Annotated in this window: 17 protein-coding genes and 1 pseudogene; 17 read left to right on the top strand and 1 reads right to left on the bottom strand. The window is 69.4% G+C overall.

The annotated features are described in order from the left end of the window. Positions 1-328 precede the first annotated feature (328 nt). The 17 genes and pseudogenes from LBC97_00165 to LBC97_00085 all read left to right on the top strand — a co-directional run bounded on the left by LBC97_00165 (position 329) and on the right by LBC97_00085 (position 16,583). Positions 329-1,429 (top strand): LacI family transcriptional regulator, encoded by a 1,101-nt coding sequence (locus LBC97_00165; protein ID MDR2564476.1) that lies wholly within the window; start codon positions 329-331, stop codon positions 1,427-1,429. Between the two features lie 125 nt (positions 1,430-1,554). Next, positions 1,555-2,613, top strand: coding sequence for a BMP family ABC transporter substrate-binding protein (locus tag LBC97_00160; protein ID MDR2564475.1), 1,059 nt, complete (start codon positions 1,555-1,557; stop codon positions 2,611-2,613). Positions 2,614-2,649: 36 nt separating this feature from the next. Next, positions 2,650-4,173, top strand: coding sequence for an ABC transporter ATP-binding protein (locus LBC97_00155; GenBank protein MDR2564474.1), 1,524 nt, complete (start codon positions 2,650-2,652; stop codon positions 4,171-4,173). Next, entirely contained in the window at positions 4,170-5,240 is a 1,071-nt protein-coding gene (locus tag LBC97_00150; protein ID MDR2564473.1) for an ABC transporter permease, read from the top strand. The genes LBC97_00155 and LBC97_00150 overlap by 4 nt, the downstream gene beginning before the upstream one ends. Beyond that, positions 5,237-6,184, top strand: a complete 948-nt coding sequence (locus LBC97_00145; protein MDR2564472.1) for an ABC transporter permease — start codon at positions 5,237-5,239, stop codon at positions 6,182-6,184. Before LBC97_00150 ends, LBC97_00145 begins: the two co-directional genes overlap by 4 nt. A 104-nt stretch (positions 6,185-6,288) precedes the next feature. Next, complete coding sequence (locus LBC97_00140) at positions 6,289-7,281, top strand: nucleoside hydrolase (GenBank protein MDR2564471.1); 993 nt, start codon at positions 6,289-6,291, stop codon at positions 7,279-7,281. Between the two features lie 26 nt (positions 7,282-7,307). Next, on the top strand, positions 7,308-8,036 hold the full coding sequence (locus tag LBC97_00135; GenBank protein ID MDR2564470.1) for an SDR family oxidoreductase: 729 nt from the start codon (positions 7,308-7,310) through the stop codon (positions 8,034-8,036). Continuing rightward, positions 8,033-8,539 carry a VOC family protein gene (locus tag LBC97_00130; GenBank protein MDR2564469.1) on the top strand — a complete coding sequence of 169 codons (507 nt, stop codon included), beginning with the start codon at positions 8,033-8,035 and terminating at the stop codon, positions 8,537-8,539. Before LBC97_00135 ends, LBC97_00130 begins: the two co-directional genes overlap by 4 nt. A gap of 133 nt (positions 8,540-8,672) precedes the next feature. Further along, the gene (locus LBC97_00125) at positions 8,673-8,996 is read left to right on the top strand and encodes a DUF1192 domain-containing protein (GenBank protein ID MDR2564468.1); all 324 of its coding nucleotides are present in this window, start codon (positions 8,673-8,675) and stop codon (positions 8,994-8,996) included. A 377-nt stretch (positions 8,997-9,373) separates the two neighbouring features. Beyond that, a pseudogene (locus tag LBC97_00120) lies at positions 9,374-9,889 on the top strand (VTT domain-containing protein). Then, positions 9,856-10,629 (top strand): iron chelate uptake ABC transporter family permease subunit, encoded by a 774-nt coding sequence (locus LBC97_00115; GenBank protein ID MDR2564467.1) that lies wholly within the window; start codon positions 9,856-9,858, stop codon positions 10,627-10,629. Before LBC97_00120 ends, LBC97_00115 begins: the two are co-directional and overlap by 34 nt. A gap of 1,403 nt (positions 10,630-12,032) precedes the next feature. After that, positions 12,033-12,263, top strand: a complete 231-nt coding sequence (locus tag LBC97_00110; GenBank protein ID MDR2564466.1) for a hypothetical protein — start codon at positions 12,033-12,035, stop codon at positions 12,261-12,263. Continuing rightward, complete coding sequence (locus tag LBC97_00105; protein ID MDR2564465.1) at positions 12,260-12,646, top strand: PIN domain-containing protein; 387 nt, start codon at positions 12,260-12,262, stop codon at positions 12,644-12,646. Before LBC97_00110 ends, LBC97_00105 begins: the two co-directional genes overlap by 4 nt. Before the next feature lie 785 nt (positions 12,647-13,431). Beyond that, positions 13,432-13,695 (top strand): ribbon-helix-helix domain-containing protein, encoded by a 264-nt coding sequence (locus tag LBC97_00100; GenBank protein ID MDR2564464.1) that lies wholly within the window; start codon positions 13,432-13,434, stop codon positions 13,693-13,695. Between the two features lie 757 nt (positions 13,696-14,452). Continuing rightward, on the top strand, positions 14,453-14,782 hold the full coding sequence (locus tag LBC97_00095; protein ID MDR2564463.1) for a site-specific DNA-methyltransferase: 330 nt from the start codon (positions 14,453-14,455) through the stop codon (positions 14,780-14,782). Positions 14,783-15,079: 297 nt separating this feature from the next. After that, complete coding sequence (locus LBC97_00090; protein ID MDR2564462.1) at positions 15,080-15,925, top strand: type IV toxin-antitoxin system AbiEi family antitoxin domain-containing protein; 846 nt, start codon at positions 15,080-15,082, stop codon at positions 15,923-15,925. Beyond that, a complete protein-coding gene (locus LBC97_00085) occupies positions 15,807-16,583 on the top strand; it encodes a nucleotidyl transferase AbiEii/AbiGii toxin family protein (protein ID MDR2564461.1) in 777 nt (258 codons plus the stop codon). Before LBC97_00090 ends, LBC97_00085 begins: the two co-directional genes overlap by 119 nt. Positions 16,584-17,212: 629 nt before the next feature. Here LBC97_00085 and LBC97_00080 read toward each other — a convergent pair. After that, complete coding sequence (locus LBC97_00080) at positions 17,213-18,025, bottom strand: hypothetical protein (protein ID MDR2564460.1); 813 nt, start codon at positions 18,023-18,025, stop codon at positions 17,213-17,215. Positions 18,026-18,678: the final 653 nt, after the last annotated feature.

Here is an 18,678-nt window from a genome sequence, read left to right as displayed (position 1 = left end):
GCGGAGGCGAAATCTCTTGGCCGGACTTGGGGCAAAAGCCCCAGGACATGGCCGCCGCCGACGGATAGATTGTTACGCAACTCGTGTAGACAACTCGAGTAGAAAGCGATGGAGCTCGTGACCCCAACGACGTGGGAACCCGGAAACGCACCCGTTCGCCGCCTCCCAGCGGCTGGGCCGGCCAGCCGTGGCGGCATGCCGCCGTTCCGGCGCGGGTGCCACGGACGGCCAAGCGCGTGGGCGCTGATCAGCTCCGCGCGGGTAGCATCCGGCTGCGCCAATTCGGTGGCCGTCCAGTTCGCCTCCGCGATGGCAGAGGGCGCCTGACATGGCCGCCCCGACCCGCAACGACGTCGCGCGGCTGGCCGGGACCTCGCCCGCCGTGGTCTCCTACGTCATGAACAACGGCCCGCGCCCCGTCTCGGACGCGGCCAGGGGCCGCGTCCTTCGGGCGATCGAGGAACTGGGCTACCGCCCCAATGTCACCGCCCGCGCCCTCAAGACCCGGCGCACACAGGCCATCGGCCTGATCGTGCCGGACAACTCCAACCCGTTCTTCGCGCGGCTGGCGAGCGAATTCGAAGACCTCGCCTTCGAACGCGGCCATGTGGTGATGCTGGGCAACTCCGCCAACTCGAGGGACCGCGAGCGGCGCCACCTGGAAAGCTTCATAGACCGCCAAGTGGACGGCATCTTGATGAGCGTGGTTGACGACGCGACCAGTTTGGACGTCCTTGACCAGGCGGCAGGCTTGCGGGTGGTCTGCGTCGACCGCGCCCCGCTGGACGCCTGGTATCCCGTCATCTCCTCCGACCACCGCGCGGGCGCCCGCCTGGGAGTGGAACACCTCTTGGCGCACGGCCACGGGGCGCCCGCGATCATCGCGGGCCCGCCAGGGATAACCGTGGCCGAAACCCGGCTGGCCGGGGCGCTGGACGCTCTGGAGGCCTTGGACGGCTTGGACGCTCTGGACGCCCAGGCGGACGCCCGTCCGCCGGGCCAACAAGACCCCGACGCGGTGGAGGTGGAACGCGCGCCGTTCACGCCCGAGGGGGGCCTGGAGGCGTTCAACCGCCTGCTCGCGCGGCGCGGCGGACGCCCGCCACGGGCCGTGTTCACGTCCAGCGACATGCAAGCCACCGGGGTCCTCTTCGGCGCCGCTCAGGCCGGGGTCGTCATCCCGGACCAGATGGCGTTGGTCTCGTTCGACGGCGTTGAGGACCTCGGCTACACCGTGCCGCCGCTGACCACGGTCAGCCAACCGATCGCGGCGATCGCCCGGCGCGCGTTGGACGCGCTCCTGGGCGGCGACCCGCCGGCCCGCGCGGCCCTCCCCTGCGAACTGGTGATACGCGAGTCGTGCGGTTGCCAGACGCTGGGAGGCCAGCGCGCCGGCCAGGCGCCGACGGCGGAGCCGTCGCCCACATAGACCCAGCACCCGGGATAGGAGCGGCCAGCGGCATCGCGGCCGCGGGCCCCGCCTACCCGCCAACCCAACCCGATCAGGACCGGCCGAGCGTTTCGGCCGGTCGCACAGAACAGGAGCAGTGAACCATGACTCACCACCGGACCATCAAGCGCAACGTCGCGCTCGCCGCCGGCCTCGCATTGGCGGTGGCGCTGGGCGCCACAGCGTGCGCCGACCCGAAAGACGCAACCGGCCAAGAATCCGCCGAGCCGTCCAGAGACCAAACCGTGGTGGCGCCCCTGTCGGGGCAGTTGGGCGACAAGTCCTTCTTCGACTCGGCGAATCGCGGATTTGAGCGCGCCCGCGCCGACCTGGGCTTGAACGTGCAGGTCATCGAGGCGTCGACGAATGACGCGCCCGCCTGGGAACGCAACCTTCGGGACACCGCCAAGCGGAAGGACGTCGGCCTGATCGTGACCGGCGGCACCGTGGTGGCGTCCACCCTGGCGGCCCTCGCGCCCGACTACCCCGAGGCGAAGTTCGTCATTTTCGACGCCGCCAGCCAAGGCGACAACGTCACCGGGATCACGTACGCGCAAAACGAGGGCGCGTTCATAGCCGGCGTGACCGCGGCCGTCATCACCCTCAACCCGGACCAGTTCCCCAGGGCGCAAGGCACCAAGCGGGTGGGGATGATCGGCGGCACGGATATCCCGGTGGGCCGCGACTTCGCCGCCGGATTCGAGGACGGCGTCAAGGCCGTCGACCCATCCATTGAGGTGGACCTCCGCTTCACGGGCGACTTCGTCAACCCGCAGAAGGGCTACGACACGGCCAGCGCCATGGTCAAGGACGGCGCGGACGTGGTCTACCACTTCGCGGGGCCGGCTGGCCTGGGCATTCTCCAAGCCGTTGACGACGCCAACGGTTACGCCATCGGCCAGGACTCCGACCAGAACGATCTTTACCCGGACACCATTGTGGGCAGCGCGATCAAGTCGGTCGACGAGACCTTGTTCGCCGCGATCCGGGACTGGACCGAAGGCAAGCTGGAAATGGGGCAGACCCGCGTCGGCAACCTGGCCAACAACGGGGTCGGATTCGTCTTCAACGACGCGCTGGTGCCGGGCGAGGCGAAGGCCTCCATTGGCGAATGGGTCGACAGGGTCAAGGACGGCTCGGTCAAGCCGGCGTCCGTGCTCTGAGCAAAGCCGGTCGGAACGAACTGAAGGCAAGCCAAGATGGACATCCAATCAGAGCCGTTGCTCTCAATGGAAGGCATCTCCAAGACGTTTGGCTCGCTGCGGGCGGTCGACAACGTCAGTCTGCGCGTGCGCGCCGGAGAAGTCCACGCGCTCTTGGGTGAGAACGGGGCGGGCAAATCCACGCTGATGAACTGCTTGTTCGGCCTTTGCCGGCCAGATTCCGGCAAGATCAAGATCGCCGGCCGGGAGGTGGCGGTGGGCGGCCCCAAAGCCGCCATCGCCCACGGCGTGGGCATGGTCCACCAGCACTTCAAGCTGATCGGGTCGCTGACCGTGGCCGACAACGTGTTCATGGGCCGGGAAAGGACCGCCGGCGGCGTGTTGACCCGGCGGGGCGCCCAGCGCCGCGAGGTTCGGGCTCTGGCCGAGCGCCATGGCATGGAGGCGGACCCGGAGGCGCTGGTCTCCTCGCTCTCGATCGGCGCCCGGCAGCGGGTCGAAATCCTCCGGGCGCTGAGCCAGGAGGTAAAGATCCTGGTGCTGGACGAGCCCACCGCCGTGCTGGCCCCGCAAGAGGTCGAGGCGTTGTTCCTGACGCTGCGCCGATTTGTCGCGGCCGGGCTGGGGATTGTCCTGATCTCTCACCACCTGTCGGAAGTGTTGGCCGTCGCGGACCGGGTCTCGGTCTTGCGCGGCGGCCGGCTGGTGGCGGAAAAGCCGGTCTCGGCGGTGGACGAGCACGAACTGGCCGAACTGATTGTGGGCAAGACGCTGCCCCGCGAGCGGCCGCCCAGCGCACGGGGCAAACCCGGCGCGGCGGTGCTGTCCGTGGAGGAACTGCGGGTCACCGACTCGCGGGGCAAACGCATGGTGGACGGAGTCGGTTTCGAGGTGCGCGCCGGCGAGATCGTGGGAGTCGCCGGCATTGCCGGCAACGGCCAGAGCGAATTGGCGGAGGCCATTTCCGGCATCCGTCAACCGGACCGGGGGCGGGTGATGGTCGGGGGCCAAGACGTCGCCGGGCGTCCGCCCGCCTTCGGGCGGCGCTGCGGCGTTGCGCACATCCCCGAAGACCGCAACGGCCGCGGGCTTGGCATGTCGCTGCCGGTCGCGGAAAACCTGGCCTTGGCCCGGCTGGGGGGCCGCAAACTTGGTTGGCCTTTCCTGCGGCGCGCGGCGGTGGCCGCCAACGCGCGGGAACTGATCGACGAATTCGGGATCAAAGTGGCGAGCCTGGACATGCTGGCCCAGCGTCTGTCGGGAGGCAACGCGCAGAAGGTGGTGCTCGCCCGCGAGTTGTCCGCCAGCCCGGCCGTGATCATCGCGTGCGAACCGGTGCGGGGACTGGACGTCGCCGCCACCGAATTCGTCAACGCGCAAATGATCCGCCACCGCGACCGCGGGGCCGGCGTCCTGTTGATCTGTTCGGAACTGCCCGAAGTGCTTGGACTGGCGGACCGCGTCCTGGTCATGTTCCAGGGGCGGATTGTCGGCGAATTCGCCGACCGGCGCCCCACCGAGCTTGAAGTCGGCAAACTCATGCTGGGGCTGGGAACATGACCGCGCTGACGCCTCTTGACCAACGGGCGGCGGCGTGGCGGGCTTGGGCCGGCCGGGCGGCCGCCAGCGGCCCGGGGAGGTCGCTGGCGGCAATCGGGTTCGGGCTGGTCCTGTCCTTCCTCATCATGGTCGTGATCACGCCCAACCCGGGCACCGCGTTCGGCGAGTTCGTCTTCGGCTCCTTTAGGGACGCGTACTCGTTCGGAACCATGCTGTCGGTGGCGACCATTCTGACCGTCACCGGATACGCCGTCGCGACGGCGTTCAAGTCCGGGGCGTTCAACATTGGCGCCGAGGGCCAGGTCTACTGCGGCGGTTTGACGGCCGCCGTCGTCTCCCACGAACTCAGCGGGTTGGGCGCCGGGTCCATCCCGATCTCGCTGGCGGCGGCCGCGGCGGCGGGGCTGGCGTTCATGGCCATCCCGGCGCTGTTGCGGGTTTACCTGGGCGTGGACGAGGTCGTCACCACCATGATGTCCTCCTACATCGCCATGGACGTGACCCGCTACCTGGTCAAGAGCCGGTTCAAGGCACCGGATTCGGGAGCGCTGGAAACCCGGCGGCTGCCGCGCGAGACCTGGCTGCCCCGCCTGCTCGACGAATCGAACCTCAACGCCGGCCTGTTCATCGCCCTGGCCGTGGGCGCGGCCTTCTGGCTGGTGTTCACCAAGACCAGGCTGGGGCTGCGGCTGCGGATCGTGGGACTGCAACCGGCGTTCGCGGAGAACGTCGGGATCTCGCCGGAGAAGCTGCTGCTGGGCGGCCTGGCGGCCTCGGGGGCGTTGGCCGGCCTGGCCGGGGGCATGGCGGTGATCGGGATCAGCCACAACTTCATCGACTCGTTCTCCCCGCAATACGGCTTCCTTGGGATCACGGTGGCGCTGATCGGCCGGTTGCACCCGGCGGGAATCGTCGCGGCCGCCGTCCTCTACGGCACCATGATCACCGGCGCCACCTCCATGCAGACCGTCTCGGCGGTGCCGTTCTCCTTGGTTTACGTGCTCCAGGGAATCCTGATCCTGCTGATCACGGCGCGGGGGCTGCGCCGCAAAGGGGGAAACGGATGATGGACACACTGGGGACGTTCCTGGCTTTGGCCGTCGCCTCGACGGTGCCCATCATGGCGGCCGCCTGCGGCGGGGCCATGGCGGAAAAGGCCCGCTCCACCAACATCTCGCTGGACGGCACCATGCTGATCGCCGCCCTGGTGGCGCTCGCGGTCACCGAGCGGACCGGGTCCGCCTGGGCGGGCCTGACCGCCGCCGTCATTGCGGGAGGCGTCTACGCGCTGGTGCTGGCGGCGGCCACATTCTGGATGGGCTGCGACATCATCATCGCCGGAATAGCGTTGAACCTGCTGGCCACCGGCGCTGTGATGCTGGTGACGTCGGTCGCCCTCCACGCCCCCGGCACGTACTCGCCACCGGGCGTGCCGACGCTGCCCAGGGTCGGCATCGGGCCATTGGCCGCCGTGCCCTTGCTCGGCCCGGCGCTGGACAACCAAAGCGTGTTGGTCTACCTGGCCGCCGCCCTGGTGGCCCTCAGCTGGGCGACAATGCGGCACACGGTCCTCGGGGTCTGGATCGTGGCGGTCGGCGAAAGCCCCGACGCGGTGGCGGCGGCCGGGCTCTCCCCGGTCAAGGTGCGGACGGCCGCGATCCTCGCCTCGGGCTTGGCCTCGGGGCTGGCGGGCGCCTTCCTGACCATCAGCTCGGTGACCACGTTCAACACCCAGACCACGAACGGGCTCGGGTTCATCGCCTTCGCCGCGGTGATCTTCGGGCGCGCCACGGTGATCGGCGCCACGCTCGCCTCGATCCTGTTCGGCCTGGCCACCGCCGCGTCGCTGGCCTTCCAGGGAACCGGGTTCTTCGACGCGCAACTCACACACGCCTGGCCGTACGTCGCGACAGTGGTCGCGCTGGGGCTGATCGGCGTGACGCGGGCGCGCAGCCGCGCCCGCGAGCCCAGGTCGACCAACTACCTGCCGGCCATCGTGCCCAAAGGCTGACGGGCTGGGCCGGGCCGGTCCAACCGGACGAGGCGCAGACGGCATCGGCGGCGTGGCCGGCCCAAGGGGCCCAAACGAAACGCTCAAACTAAGGAGAAAGACAAATGAACGGACCAACGAAACGCGTGCTGGTCGACTGCGACACCGGGATTGACGACGCGATGGCGATCCTGTACCTGCTGGGCACCCCGGGCGTCGACGTCGTGGCGCTGACCACCGTGTTCGGCAACATCTCGGCCGCGACGGCCGCCGCCAACTGCCTCCGGCTCTTGGAGTTGACCGGGCGGACGGACATTCCCGTCTCGATCGGGGCCGAACGCACCGTCACCGGCGAGACGCCGGTGCTGGCGCCCCACGTCCACGGCGAGGACGGCGCCGGAAACACCGCGCTGCCCGCGCCGACCGTCCAGCCGAGCGAACTCACCGCGGCGGAGCAGATCGCGAGACAGGCCCGGCGGCACGCGGGCGAGCTCACCCTGCTGGCGGTGGGCCCGCTGACCAACCTCGCGGCCGCGCTGGCCAGCGAGCCAAAGCTGGACCAGCTGGTGCGCCGAGTAGTTGTTATGGGTGGCGCGGCCGAGGTGGCCGGAAACCAGACCGCCGCCGCCGAGGCGAACATCTTGCATGACCCGGAGGCAGCGAGCGCCGTGCTGAACGCCCGGTGGGACTGCGTGCTGGTGCCCCTGGACGTGACCATGCGGGAATTGCTCACGGAAGAGCACCGGGCGAGGCTCGAAAAGGCGGCCACGCCGGTGTCTTCCCTGGTCGCGCGCATCACGGACCATTACTTCGACTATTTCAAAGCCGAGTCGTTCGACCGCCGGTGCTCGCCGTGCCACGACGCGCTCGCCGCGGCCATCGCGGTCGGGGACTACCAGCCGACGCTCGCCCCCCGCGTCCCAGTCGAAGTCGAATGCGGCGCGGGGCCCGCCCGGGGCGCCACGATCTGCGACACGCGATCACGTTATCGGGGCTTTGCCGGTGCCCCGGCTGGCCGCACTCAGGTTGTGCTGCGCACGCCCGGCGTGTTTGCCGACCAGCTGGTCGACAGGCTGACGGCCTGGCCGTTCCCCGGACGCCCGGAACTTGGGCATTAACAACCAGAACATAGGGAGGACAAATCATGGAATGGGGCTTGGAAGACCTGCGGGTGTTCATAGTCGGGGCCAGCAAGGGAATTGGCGAGGCGACCTACCGGTTGTGCGCCAGGGAGGGCGCGGTCGTGGTGGGGGCCGCCCGCGTGGGCGCGGAGACGGCGCAGGTGCGCATGGACGTGACCGATCCGGCGTCATGCGCGCGGGGAGTCGACCAGGCGCTTGAGCGCTTGGGCGGGCGCCTGGACGCCCTGGTCATAGCGGCGGGCGGAGGTGCCTACCGCCCGTTGGGGGAGACGGACGCGGATATGTTGGAATCCGTTCTCGCCCTGAATCTGGTGGGGCCCAGCCAGGTGGTGCGCGCCGCCCTGAAACCGTTGGCGGAATCCCCGGCCGGGTCGGTTGTGACCATGGCCTCGGCGGCCGGAATCAACGCCTACTCCGAGTTCAGCGGCTACGGTTCGGCGAAGGCCGGGCTGATCCATTGGACCAGGATCGCCGCCTGGGAGCTCGCGCGGCAGGGCATCCGCGTCAACTGCGTGGCCCCGGGGCCCATCGACACGCCGCTGTTGCACAAGGACCGCCCCAGCGGGGAGACGGAATCCTCCTGGCTGACCAAGGTGGCCGCCCACACGGCCATGCGCCGGGTCGGCACGCCCGAAGAGGTGGCGGCCATGACCGCGTTCCTCATCTCCCCGCTCGCCTCCTACGTCACCGGCGTGGTTGTGCCGGTCGACGGCGGGGAGGCCGCCCGATGAGCGCGCGCGCCGCGGGGGCGGCCGGGACGGGCGGAATGGCCGGGGCGGCCGGGGACGGGCGGACGCTGCACCATGTGGGCTTCACCGTGCGGGACTTGGCCGTGTCCGTGCCGTTCTACGAATGGCTGGGTTTCGCGGAGCAGTTGCGCTGGTCCGAGGGCCCCGATCAGTGCCAGACCGGCTTCGGGGTCGAGGGCGCCGCGGTCAGCGTTGTGCAACTCTTGGGTTATGGCATGAGGCTCGAGCTCATCCAGTGGGACGCGGCTTCGGTCCGGGGGGAGGTCCCCCCGCCAAACCAGGTCGGCAGCGCCCACTTGGGCGTGACGGTGGAGGACATCGACGCCTTCTACGATGCCGTCAAGGACGGCCCGTGGGAGATCGTCTCGCCACCGCAACGCGACCCCTCGGCGGATTGGCTGCAGGTCGTGGACCCGGACGGGATCCGGGTGGAGATCATCTGCGTCGGGGACCAGTTGGGCCCCGATGGGGCGGTCTACCGCTGAGCCGCCCGCGCGCCTCGGTGCCGCCGCCGCCCGATGCCGTCTCGCCCGCCCGATGCCGTCTTGCCCGGCCGGGCGGTACGGGAATATGGGACAATCGGGCAGGCAGTTGCGCCAGCGGATTGGAGGGGTCGCCGTGGACCTACAGGGAGTGTTCGCCGCGGTGTTGATTGCGGTCATAGCGGGAGGGTCTGTCATCTTGCTCATCTGGCTCGCCGCCGCCGCAGGGCGACGGGCCGAGCGGCGCGACGAGCCGAGGCAGGCAGACCTCACCAGACGCCGGCAGGATCTGGCGACAAGACAGACGGCGTCCCCGGAAGAGCGGATCGCAGCCCTGGAAGCCAGGATCGAGGAGCTTGAGGCGCGGCTGGACCTCGTCGGGCAGGACGCCGCAAACGCCGCCGGGGCCGCCAGCGTTGCCATCGGGTTCGGCATCAGCCACCATTTCGGCTCGCGCTGACCGGGTTCCTGCGCGAGTCGCTGCTGGATGGTTTCGCGCCTATTCGGCGGGCTGGCGGCGAGGCGGCCGGCCCTCGGTGGGCGGTCTGGGCCGCCGCCGTGGCCTTTGTGCTGGCGGCTGCGGGGACGGCATCGGGCGGCGCTTCGTCTACCCACGCGGTCCAGCCCTCTTGGGGGTGGCGGGCGAACAACTCCGGGTGGGGCTCCCGCGCGCCGGGCTGGCCGCGTGCCGCGAGATCAGGGGAAATGGGGGGCTTTCCCGGATGGCGGCTCAGGGCGGCCCCTCGTTTAGGCTCGCGGTGCCGGGCTAGAAAATGGGGCGGTGGAGCCGCCCGGCGCTCTGCCAAGAACGCGCCCCCGGAACCCCCAGGAGCCCGAATGCTCGCAGAACCCGCTGGAGCCGCCGCGCTGTGGGACGCGGCCAATGACGTCATCGTCCACTTGGCGGCGGCGCCTGGGGCGCTGGCGGTTGTGGCGCTGTTCTGCGCGCTGGACGGGATCTTCCCGCCGGCGCCCTCTGACGCGGTGGTGATGGCGGCCGCGGCCGGCCAGGTGGCGGCGGGCGGTCTGGGCTGGGGGACCTTGGCGCTGTGGCTGGCCGCCACGGTTGGCGCCGCCGCTGGCGACTTCGCGATCTACCGCTTGGGCGGTCGGCTGCGCCCGGAACGTTGGCGTGCGCTGCGGTCCCGCCGGGGCGCCGCGGCGTTCGCGCAGGTGAAACTGGCCTTTTCTCGCAGCGGCGGGCCGGTGCTGGTGACGGCGAGGTTTGTGCCGGGGCTGCGGGTGGTCGCGAGTCTCGCCGCTGGCGCCGCTGGCTACCCCCGGCGGAGCTTCCTCGTCGCGGACGCGGCGGCGGCGAGTTGTTGGGCTGCCTATGCTGTGGGGCTCGGGTCTGTGGCGGGCTGGACGGTGGGGGACAGGCCGCTGCTGGGAATGGCTTGCGGCATGGCCGTGGCGGTCCTGGTGGGCGCGGCGGTCTCCGGCCGTGCCGCCGCGTCAAGGCCACCTTCCGCTCCAACGTCACCGGGCCGATTGCCAAGGTCGCGATCAGCCTTTCCGGCGGCGCCTCCGCTCGGAGCGGGCGGCTCTGGTTCGGCCAGCGTTCAACCGACTGGAGCGGACGGCCGGCACGGGGACCACAGCCTACGGGGGCGGTCCGGTTCACCGGCCATGCGGGGATCCTGGATCTGACGTTCTCGAACCCGGTGGTGCGGATCGACTCGGCCACCAGCGGCACGCTCCTGATGCCGGTCAACGGGTCGCGGGTGGTGTTGGCCGGCCTGAACCTGGTCGCTGCGGCCGTGGCGTTACGGCTGGTGCCCCGCTACGACCTCCTGGCGGTCGGCGACCGCACAGCTGCCCACGTGGGTGTGAAAGTCGAGCGCCTGCGGGTTGCCTCGGTGGTCTTGGTGGCGTTGCCGACCGGGGTCGCAGTCGCGTTTGTCGGGGTGATCGCGTTCGTCGGCCTGGTTCCGGTCACCCTGCCGCCCCCTGCGGGCGCGGAGGCGCCGTGTCTGTCAGCTGGAAGCTCTCCTGTGCGCGAGTCGCCTCGACTCCGACTCCGGGCGTTCGGCGCTAGGCCGGTCACCGGCGGCCTTCCATTGCCAGACGGGGCCGTGGGTCCATGTGGATGAGAGCGGCGTCCGCCAGCGGATTAGCCAGAAGCAAGTTAACGCGGCCCCACGAGGCGAGCCAGTCGTCTGCCGCCCAGCATGACTTGAGCCACCACGCCGCCCGGCGCTGGCGTCCCGCCTGACTCTGGCCGCCCGGCGGGCCGAGTCGGGTCCTTCCAGGACGCGAGTGTCCAGCGACTGGCGCACTTGGCCTCGGCTGAACCAGTACGGCGAGCCCGCGGCCCGGCCCATGGCCTGGCGGACCGTCTCCCTGAGCAGCACCTCGGTTGCCCTGAACAGGGAGTAGAACTCTCCGGCGAGTTGTGGATTCAGTGACGCGCATGTCGATCACCGCGAGGTTGCGGGGGGCACGGCAGCTGACGCCAGCGCGGTGCCCCGTTCTTCTTACCGCAGAGCAGAGGCTGTCCCTTGGCCTTCCTCGCCCGTTTGGTGACAGCAGTCACCGTCCCTCTCGCGGCCAAGGCAGCAAGGGCAGCGCCCATCTGGATCAATTGGGGATCCATCTTGGGTTCGCCTCCCGGTTCCTCTTGCGGTGACGGTGCGGGCACGAGGTGGCGCGTGCCACAGGCTATGAGCATCTCCAGAATCCCGAAGCGGCGCCCTGCGAATCCTGAAACGGATCTGTCAGCCCTAGCCCACGGCTATTTGAACGAACGTCACTCCGCGGCACCTCAGGAATCATCCGGCGCCAGAAGGGGTAGGTCGCGCGCCCGCCCGCGCTCGTGGGTCAACAGCCGGCCAAGCCTAGCCGCCGATCCCGGCGCATGTCTCGAGCGTCGGCGCCGCGCTCCGGTCTCTGGCTTGACGGCCGCAGGCCGCTTGATCAAGTGCAGCGCTGACCGCAGAGCCGTGTTCAGTGGGGTTGGCCCATTCCCGAAGGACGTACGCGCGCCTGTGCAGCAGAAGCTACACCAGGAAGCCGGGCGAAGCTCCTCGTGTGATGCCGTATCCGATGGACTTGGCGCCCATTCTGGCCAGACTTGCGGTCACCTCGAACCCTCTACCATCGAACCGGCAACCAGCGCATAGCCTCTGACCTGCGCAGACGAGCCTTTTCAAGGGAATCGAACCCTCGACCTATTCACTCCCAGATTCGGGTTTTCGATGGTTTTCGATGACCGCCGTCCGTGCTGGTCGTTGGTAGTCAGCGAGGGAGCGTGGTTGCGGTTGAACGCAGACGTTACCCAGCGGCTCGCGCCTATTTCGATGGGTAAGCGATGAGTCGTGGAGCACGGCGATCAGCGCCTTGGTCGCCGGAGACGCCGCATGGCGGATCGGCGGGGGCCCCGTAGGCAGGCGGCCGCGTTGCGCAGCGCCGTGCGAAGTGGTGCCATTTTCGCCTCCGGTGATCCGGCCTGCCGCCCGCCTTCCGACGATCCGGACCGCGCTGTACCCTGGGAAGCATGGTTTCACCGGCGCTTTTGGACGAGTTGCGGCGGTTGAGCGATGCCGACTTGGACGAGTTGAGCATCCGTTTGGAGGCGCTGCGCCGTTCGCGGCGCGCTCCGGGTGTCTCGGGCGGCCCGCCGGATCTGCGCATCGACCCGGAGACGGGTCTGCCGAGCGTGGCCCTGGGAAGGCCCGTCAGCGCCGCCGAGGTGCGCGCCTTCCTAGACCAGGATGACGGCTGGTGACGTTCTTGCTGGATGCCAGCGTGCTGATTCCCTTGGCGGTGCGCGATCACGAGCATCACGAGCGGGCGACCGGGTGGTTTCTGGGGGCTGGCGGCGGCGCCGTTTGTCCCGTGGTCGAAGGCGCACTATTCCGCTATCTGTTACGTGAGGGCCGCAGCGCTGTAGATGCACAGGCTGTCGTCCGGGCGCTCTCAGAGGCCCAGATGATCAAGTTCTGGCCCGACGACCTGTCCTACGCGGATGTCCCAGTCGGCAGCGTGCGGGGGCACAAGCAAGCCACGGACGCGTACCTTGCGGCGCTGGCAGCAAGCCGCGGCGGCCAACTCGCCACCCTAGACGAGGGACTCGCGCTGCTCGGAATTGACCACGTGGTGCTGATCTAGGCAGCTGCCCCGAGTCGCGGCCTGCTGTCGACCCGGGCCAAGGGAGCCGCCGCTCCCGCACGCTCGGATTGAGCTTCCGTCCCGCGAACCCCTGGTAGACGGACGCCACCGAACTGGGAAAGGAGCCGTCCCGCTCCACGCCGAACAACGCCGAGTCCTGCCCCTGCTGCACCGAACCGGGAGCATCTGGCGTTTGCCGAACCGGTATGCCACCGGCCCCTCGCCCTTGGTGCGCCAGTCGTAGAGGGTGGAGAGCGGGATCCCGAGGTACTCGGACAGTCCCCGATGGTTAAGAGCGGCTCCAGGCCGCGCCCGGCCGAAGCGGGCGCCCGCCGGCCCCGCGCGCGGGGCCCAAAGTGGTGACAAGTTGATGGCTTGGCCATTTCTCGGCCTCCTCCTCGTCAAGAAAAACCGCATCTGACCAGGGACTTTAGGAGCCTTCTCAAGGGAATCGAACCCTTGACCTATTCACTCCCAGATCCGCGTTTCCGGTGGTTTTCGATGACCGTCGCCCGTGCTCGTTGTTGGTTGTCAACGGGGGAGCAGGGTTGCAGCTGGGCGCTGACGACACCCAGCGGCCTGCGCCCATTTCGATGGGTAAGCGATTAGCGGCGTGGGACTTTCGGGGGAAGAGCGGGTGCTCGGCCGCGGCCTGAGCAGGCGATCTCGCGCGCCTCAGGCGGCGTGGTCTCGGCGTGGGGCAGGAGCCGGCTCCTCACGCTCAGGAGCGAGTTCGCCACTCCGGCCGCCTTCGCTCGCGAGTTCGCGCGTATTACGATATTCGGGTGGATGGAACCGAGGCGATTGGCGGCGTGGTCGTCACGGAAGCGCAAATCGAGCAGTGGTCGGCCGAAGCCGAACGCGGGTACGACCCGGCCGAACTGCGGCGGCGCGGCCGGGGCAGGCCAGGCCGCAGTGCCCTGCCCTCGCAGGTAGTTCCCGTCCGTCTGACCGCTGAAGAACTGGCCAGAGTGGATTCCCGCGCGAAACAGGAGCACAAGACGCGCTCCGAGGTCATGCGCGACGCCCTGATGGCGCACGTGGCGTGAAGATCCACCGGTCGGCCCTTCAAACACGGGATAAGCGAGGCTGACGCGGTCCACGCTGCGACCTGGGCGCTGTGGATCGAGGAACTGGGCGACGCTTCGCCGGGGCGCGAGCTGCGCGTAGGCTTTGACACCCAGGCGCGCTTGCTTGAGACAGTGGTTCTCGTTTTCGACAGCGGAAACGAGATGGTGATACACGCGATGAAGGCAAGGCCCCAAGCCATCGACCTGTTGCCTTGACCTCCCGTGCCGCCAGTCGGTCATCCTCCCCGGATCCCAAAGTCTTGGGGCGTCTTATTGCTCGGCCACTTCCCGGCCTCCTCATCACGAGGGAAAATCCACGTTGACAGGCAATGTTGGGAGCCGTCCAGGGGAATCGAACCCTTGGCCTATTCTATTCAATCGGCCATTTGCGGCGGCTTTCGAAAGGTTCCGGACGCCTCCAGTTTCCTGGGTTTACCACGGAAATCGTCTGATCCCCTCCTTCCAAATGTATCCGGTTCTTGCCGGTTGGCGCGGGTCCATTCTGTTGGGAATTTGTTGGGGTCTGCCGCGTCGGAACGTCCCGGGCGCTCCCTCGGCTGGAGGGTCCACGTTGGACTCAAGGCCCACGCGCCGCGTTGTTTGTTGGCCCGCGACGCGCGGCAAGGTCGGCGCCGATTGCCCTCTGCCAAGTGGTCCCGGCAGTCGAGACGCATCAGGGTCGCCCGCCCCACGGAAACGGTGGGGCACCGCCCTCGACGACGGCACGGCGGGCCTGTTGGACCGGGATTGCACCGTCCGGCCCGGCGACCGGTCCGGGCTGTTCCCGGTCTTCCGGCACCACCAGGAAGCGACCCAAGGCGAACGCCCGACCGTCCACGGGGCCGCCCACCAGACCGTCAAACCGCTCGGGCTGATGCGGTGGCTTTGCGCCCTGTTCTGCCCGCCCGGCGGAACCGTCCTCGACCCGTTCGCAGGCACCGGGACCACTCTGGAAGCCGCCCGCGAGACCGGCGCCAACAGCGTCGGCGTGGAACTCGATCCGGTCAACCAGAGCTTGATCCGGTCCCGGCTTGACGACGCGAGCCGAGCCCGCCCGATCCGCTGAATGCGGGCAAGCCCGCGCCCACGACCGGCTGCCGCGCGGGCTGCCTGTCGGCCGCTTCCGGCTTCGCCCGGAGGCCCCGAAGAGTGCGTCGGCGTCAGGGAGGCAAGGAGGGCTGGGCCCCGAGGGGCCGGGTGGTGTGCCGCGATGATAGCCGGTCCGGCGCTGGGGCCGGTCCCGCCTCCCGGCCCGGGAAGACGGCGGTGGCTTCGCCTGATTCGGGCCCGGCGCCCGTCCGGCCGGCGACGCGCCAGAGACCATGAGATGGCCGAAACTATACGACTTTGGTATAGTGTTGACATGCCTGGGGTGTTGACGCAGCTTGAGAGGCTGAGGGAGGTCGCGCTCGACCAGCACGGGTTCGTCACGTCCGCCCAGGCGGAAGCCGAGGGCGTCCCGCGGGTCGAGTTGGTGAAGTTGGCGGCCAGGGACCGGATCGAGCGGGTCGCCCGCGGCGTGTACCGGATACCGCAGGTCCCGGCCAGCCGGTTCGACAACTGGGCGTTGGCGGTGTTGTGGACGGGGGCCCCGGAAGCCTGCCTCAGCCATGAGACAGCCCTGGCGGCGTGGGACGTCAGCGGTGTCAACCCGGACCAGATCCACGTCACAGTCGGGAAACGCCGCCGCCTGCGGCGGGCCGGCGGGGAGCGGTACGCCATCCACCACCAGGACCTGGGACCGGACCAGCGGACCTGGTTCGAGCAGATCCCGGTCACGGACGTGCCGACCACGATCAGCCAGTGCATCGAGACGGGTGTGCCCTCCTACCTGGTCAGACAGGCGCTGGAGCGGGCCGGGGGGACAAGCCTGCTGCTCGCCGGGGAGCGGGAACGGCTGGCCCAGCGGCTCGAGGAGCGCGACCATGGAAAGCGGGAGGCCCCTCAACCTCGCCGCGGCGCTCGGGGAGTTGAAACCGAAGGAGAAGGCCCCGCGCTCGGCCAGTGTCCTGAACGGCTGGATCGCGAAAGCCGAACGGGACCTGGCTTCGGACGGGGGCCGGTTGGGGTGGCTGGTCGCGACCACCGCCGTGGCGGCGGTTCTTCAGCAGGCGCTGGACGAGGCCGGGAATCCGCGTTTCCTGCTGAAGGGCGGCACGTTGCTGCAGCACCGTCTGCCCGGCCAGGCCCGCGCGACCGCCGACCTTGACGGGCCGGTCCGCGGCGACCTGGAAGACTTCCTCGCCGCCGCCGACCCGGTGTTGCGCCGCCCGTGGGGGCCTTTGACGTTCCGGCGCGGCCCGGCCGAGGCGATCGACACGCCGACCAGGGTCGTCAAACCGCGGCGGTTCGACGTCATCGTGCAACTAGGCGGAGTGACATGGCGTCGGATCCAGGTCGAGGCCTCCCCCGACGAGGGCGCCGCGGGCGCGTCTTGGGAGCGGTTGCCTTCGCCGTCGCTGGCCGGGTTCGGGCTGCCGACCCCCGACCACCTGGTGGGGCTTGCGATGCGGTATCAGGCGGCGGAGAAGGTTCACGCCTCGACCGATCCGCACGACCCGGCCGCCCACATCAACGACCGCGCCCGGGCCGCCGTCGACCTGGTCCTGATCCGGGGCCTGTCCGAAGAGACCGGCGAGCCGCCCCTGGCCGGCGTCCGCGAGGCGATCAGGGATGTGTTCGCGGCCCGCGCGGCGGAAGCCGCGACGCTCGGCCGGCCGGTTCGCCGCTGGCCGGCGCGTCTTGTCGCCCACCCGCATTGGGACGGCTCGTTCGGCAAAGCGGCCCGGTCGGCAGGCCTGGCGATGACCCTCCCGGAAGCGGTCGCCCACGTCAACTCGTGGCTCGACCAAATCGACGCGGCCTGAACGCCGCACATTGATCAGCTAGCCCCACGAGGACCTGGCCCCAACCGGAAGACAGACCGGCTGCCACTCTTGTCGCGGCCGTCGTCACCCCCTCTGGCCGGGAGTCGGAGGCTCTGGGACGGGGATTGGGAGAGGATCTGCGCTTGCGCCGCCGATTGGCCATGTCAGCATTCTCTGCCCTGTTCGGCCTGAAGTGTCAAGCGGCTCGCAGCGCCGAGCGGCGCGCCGAACGATGAGCGTCACACGAGGCATGCCCGATCGGCACAGGGTGCTGGCCACGGTTTCGCGGACCGGCTCCCGAGGCGCGCCGATGATCAGGTGGCTGGGCCGGCAAATCGAAAGCGATGAGCAAGCGATGAGTCCGAACCCATGAACGTTCGGCAGCCGGGCCGCAATAGGCCTCTGACCTGCGCAAACGAGCCGCCTAAGGGAATCGAACCCTTGACCTATTCATTGGCGGCGGCCGCCTTTCGTCGAGTATCCGGTCATTGTCAATAATGCGCGCTGACGTGCGCGAACAGGGCGCTGTTGGCAGCCATCGTCTTTCAGTTTTGACCGTCCGCTGGCGTTGAAATCGGTCAGTTTTCGGTCAGCCCGCTGCCCATGCGTGGGCAGAAGAACCCTGTCCGTCACACGGAAGCTCTCCCTCGCGGGTCGTCCGGGGCTCCGGCTGCGGGCGTCCGCTGCTGAGCCGGTCGCCGGCGGCCTTCCATGGCCAAGCGGGGCCGTGTGCCCATGTACGCGAGGGCGGCGTCCGCCAGCGGATCCGCCAGGAGCGAGTCAATGCGGTCCCACGAGCCGAGCCAGTCTCTGGCCGCCCGGCTCGTCATCCCGGCCAGGCTCCGGACGTCATCGAGAATCTGGTGCGGGGTCGCGCGCCTCGCCCTCCCGTCGCGGGTGCGGAATCCGGGAAGCGGGAAACCGAACACGACCGGCTCGCAGTGGAACACCCTGTTGCGGGCCCACACCAGGCGCTGCGCCAGCGCGTACACCTGGGCCCGGGAGTGGGGCTGTGCAGGCAGGTCAGCCTGGAACGCCCGGGACAGGGCTGGTACCCAGACGAGGGCTTCTTGCTGGCCATTCGCCCCGCGCGCCAGGAGTTGGAGCCAGGTGCCCAGCATGACTTGCGCCACCACGCTGCCCGGCGCTGGCGTGCCCCGTCTGACTCTGGCCGCTCGGCGGGCCGAGTCGAGTCCTTCCAGGACGCGGGTGTCCAGCGACTGGCGCACTTGGCCTCGGCTGAACCAGTAGGGCGTGCACCATGCCTGGCTCATGGCCTGATGGATGGTCTCCCTGAGCAGCACCTCGGTCGCCCTGAACAGGGAGTAGAACTCCCCGGAGAGTTGTGAGTCCAGGACGTACATGTCGATCACCGCGAGGTTGCGGCCCGCCGGGGCGGCGTCCTGGAACCTTCTCAGGCGCTCCGGCGGGATCGTTGCCATGACGGCCGGGGCGTCTTGCGGTGACGGCAGCCGGGGCATGGTCCTACATGGTAGCGTTGACGCAACATTCCCGTTCGTCGGGTTGCGGGGGGCACGGTAGCTGACACCAGCGCGGTGCCCCCCTTCTTCTTGTCACAGCGAAGAGGCTCTCCCTTGGCCTTCAGTCAGATCACCGGCTCCGCAAGAGGCCAGAGCCAGCCTGTTTCGGGACAGTGCGAATCGCCGCTCGGGCAGGGTCGCCTCCGAAGACCCCGGAACGATCTCTAGCCTCGGCTAGATCGCGGGGGTGACGTCGTGTTCGGGGGCTGAAGGCCCGCCTCCGGTTATGCCGGCGGGAGCCGGGCGCGGCAGCGCCGACTGACCATGGGATCCGGGCCGAGATCCGCGCCGCGAGGCCGCACGAGGGCCCCGACTCCCGCGCCGAGCCCGCCGGGCGCAGCGCCCATTCCGGTCAGGTTTCCAATAACCGCGAACCCTCTAACAGCGATCCGGCAACCCGCGCATAGCCTCTGACCTGCGCAAAAGAGCCGCCTTAGTGGCTGTTTGGGAACCTATTCGAGTCGTTTGAGCAGGAGTCGGATTTGGGACCAGCGGACCCAGGCTTCGTGGCAGGCGGGGAGCGTTTCGTAGTCTTTGGCGCAGCGGCGGTGGCG

The organism is Bifidobacteriaceae bacterium, assembly GCA_031281585.1.
Classification (GTDB): domain Bacteria; phylum Actinomycetota; class Actinomycetes; order Actinomycetales; family WQXJ01; genus JAIRTF01.
The sequence above is the reverse complement of the archived record's forward strand: the minus strand, read 5'-3'. Positions and strand labels throughout refer to the sequence as shown.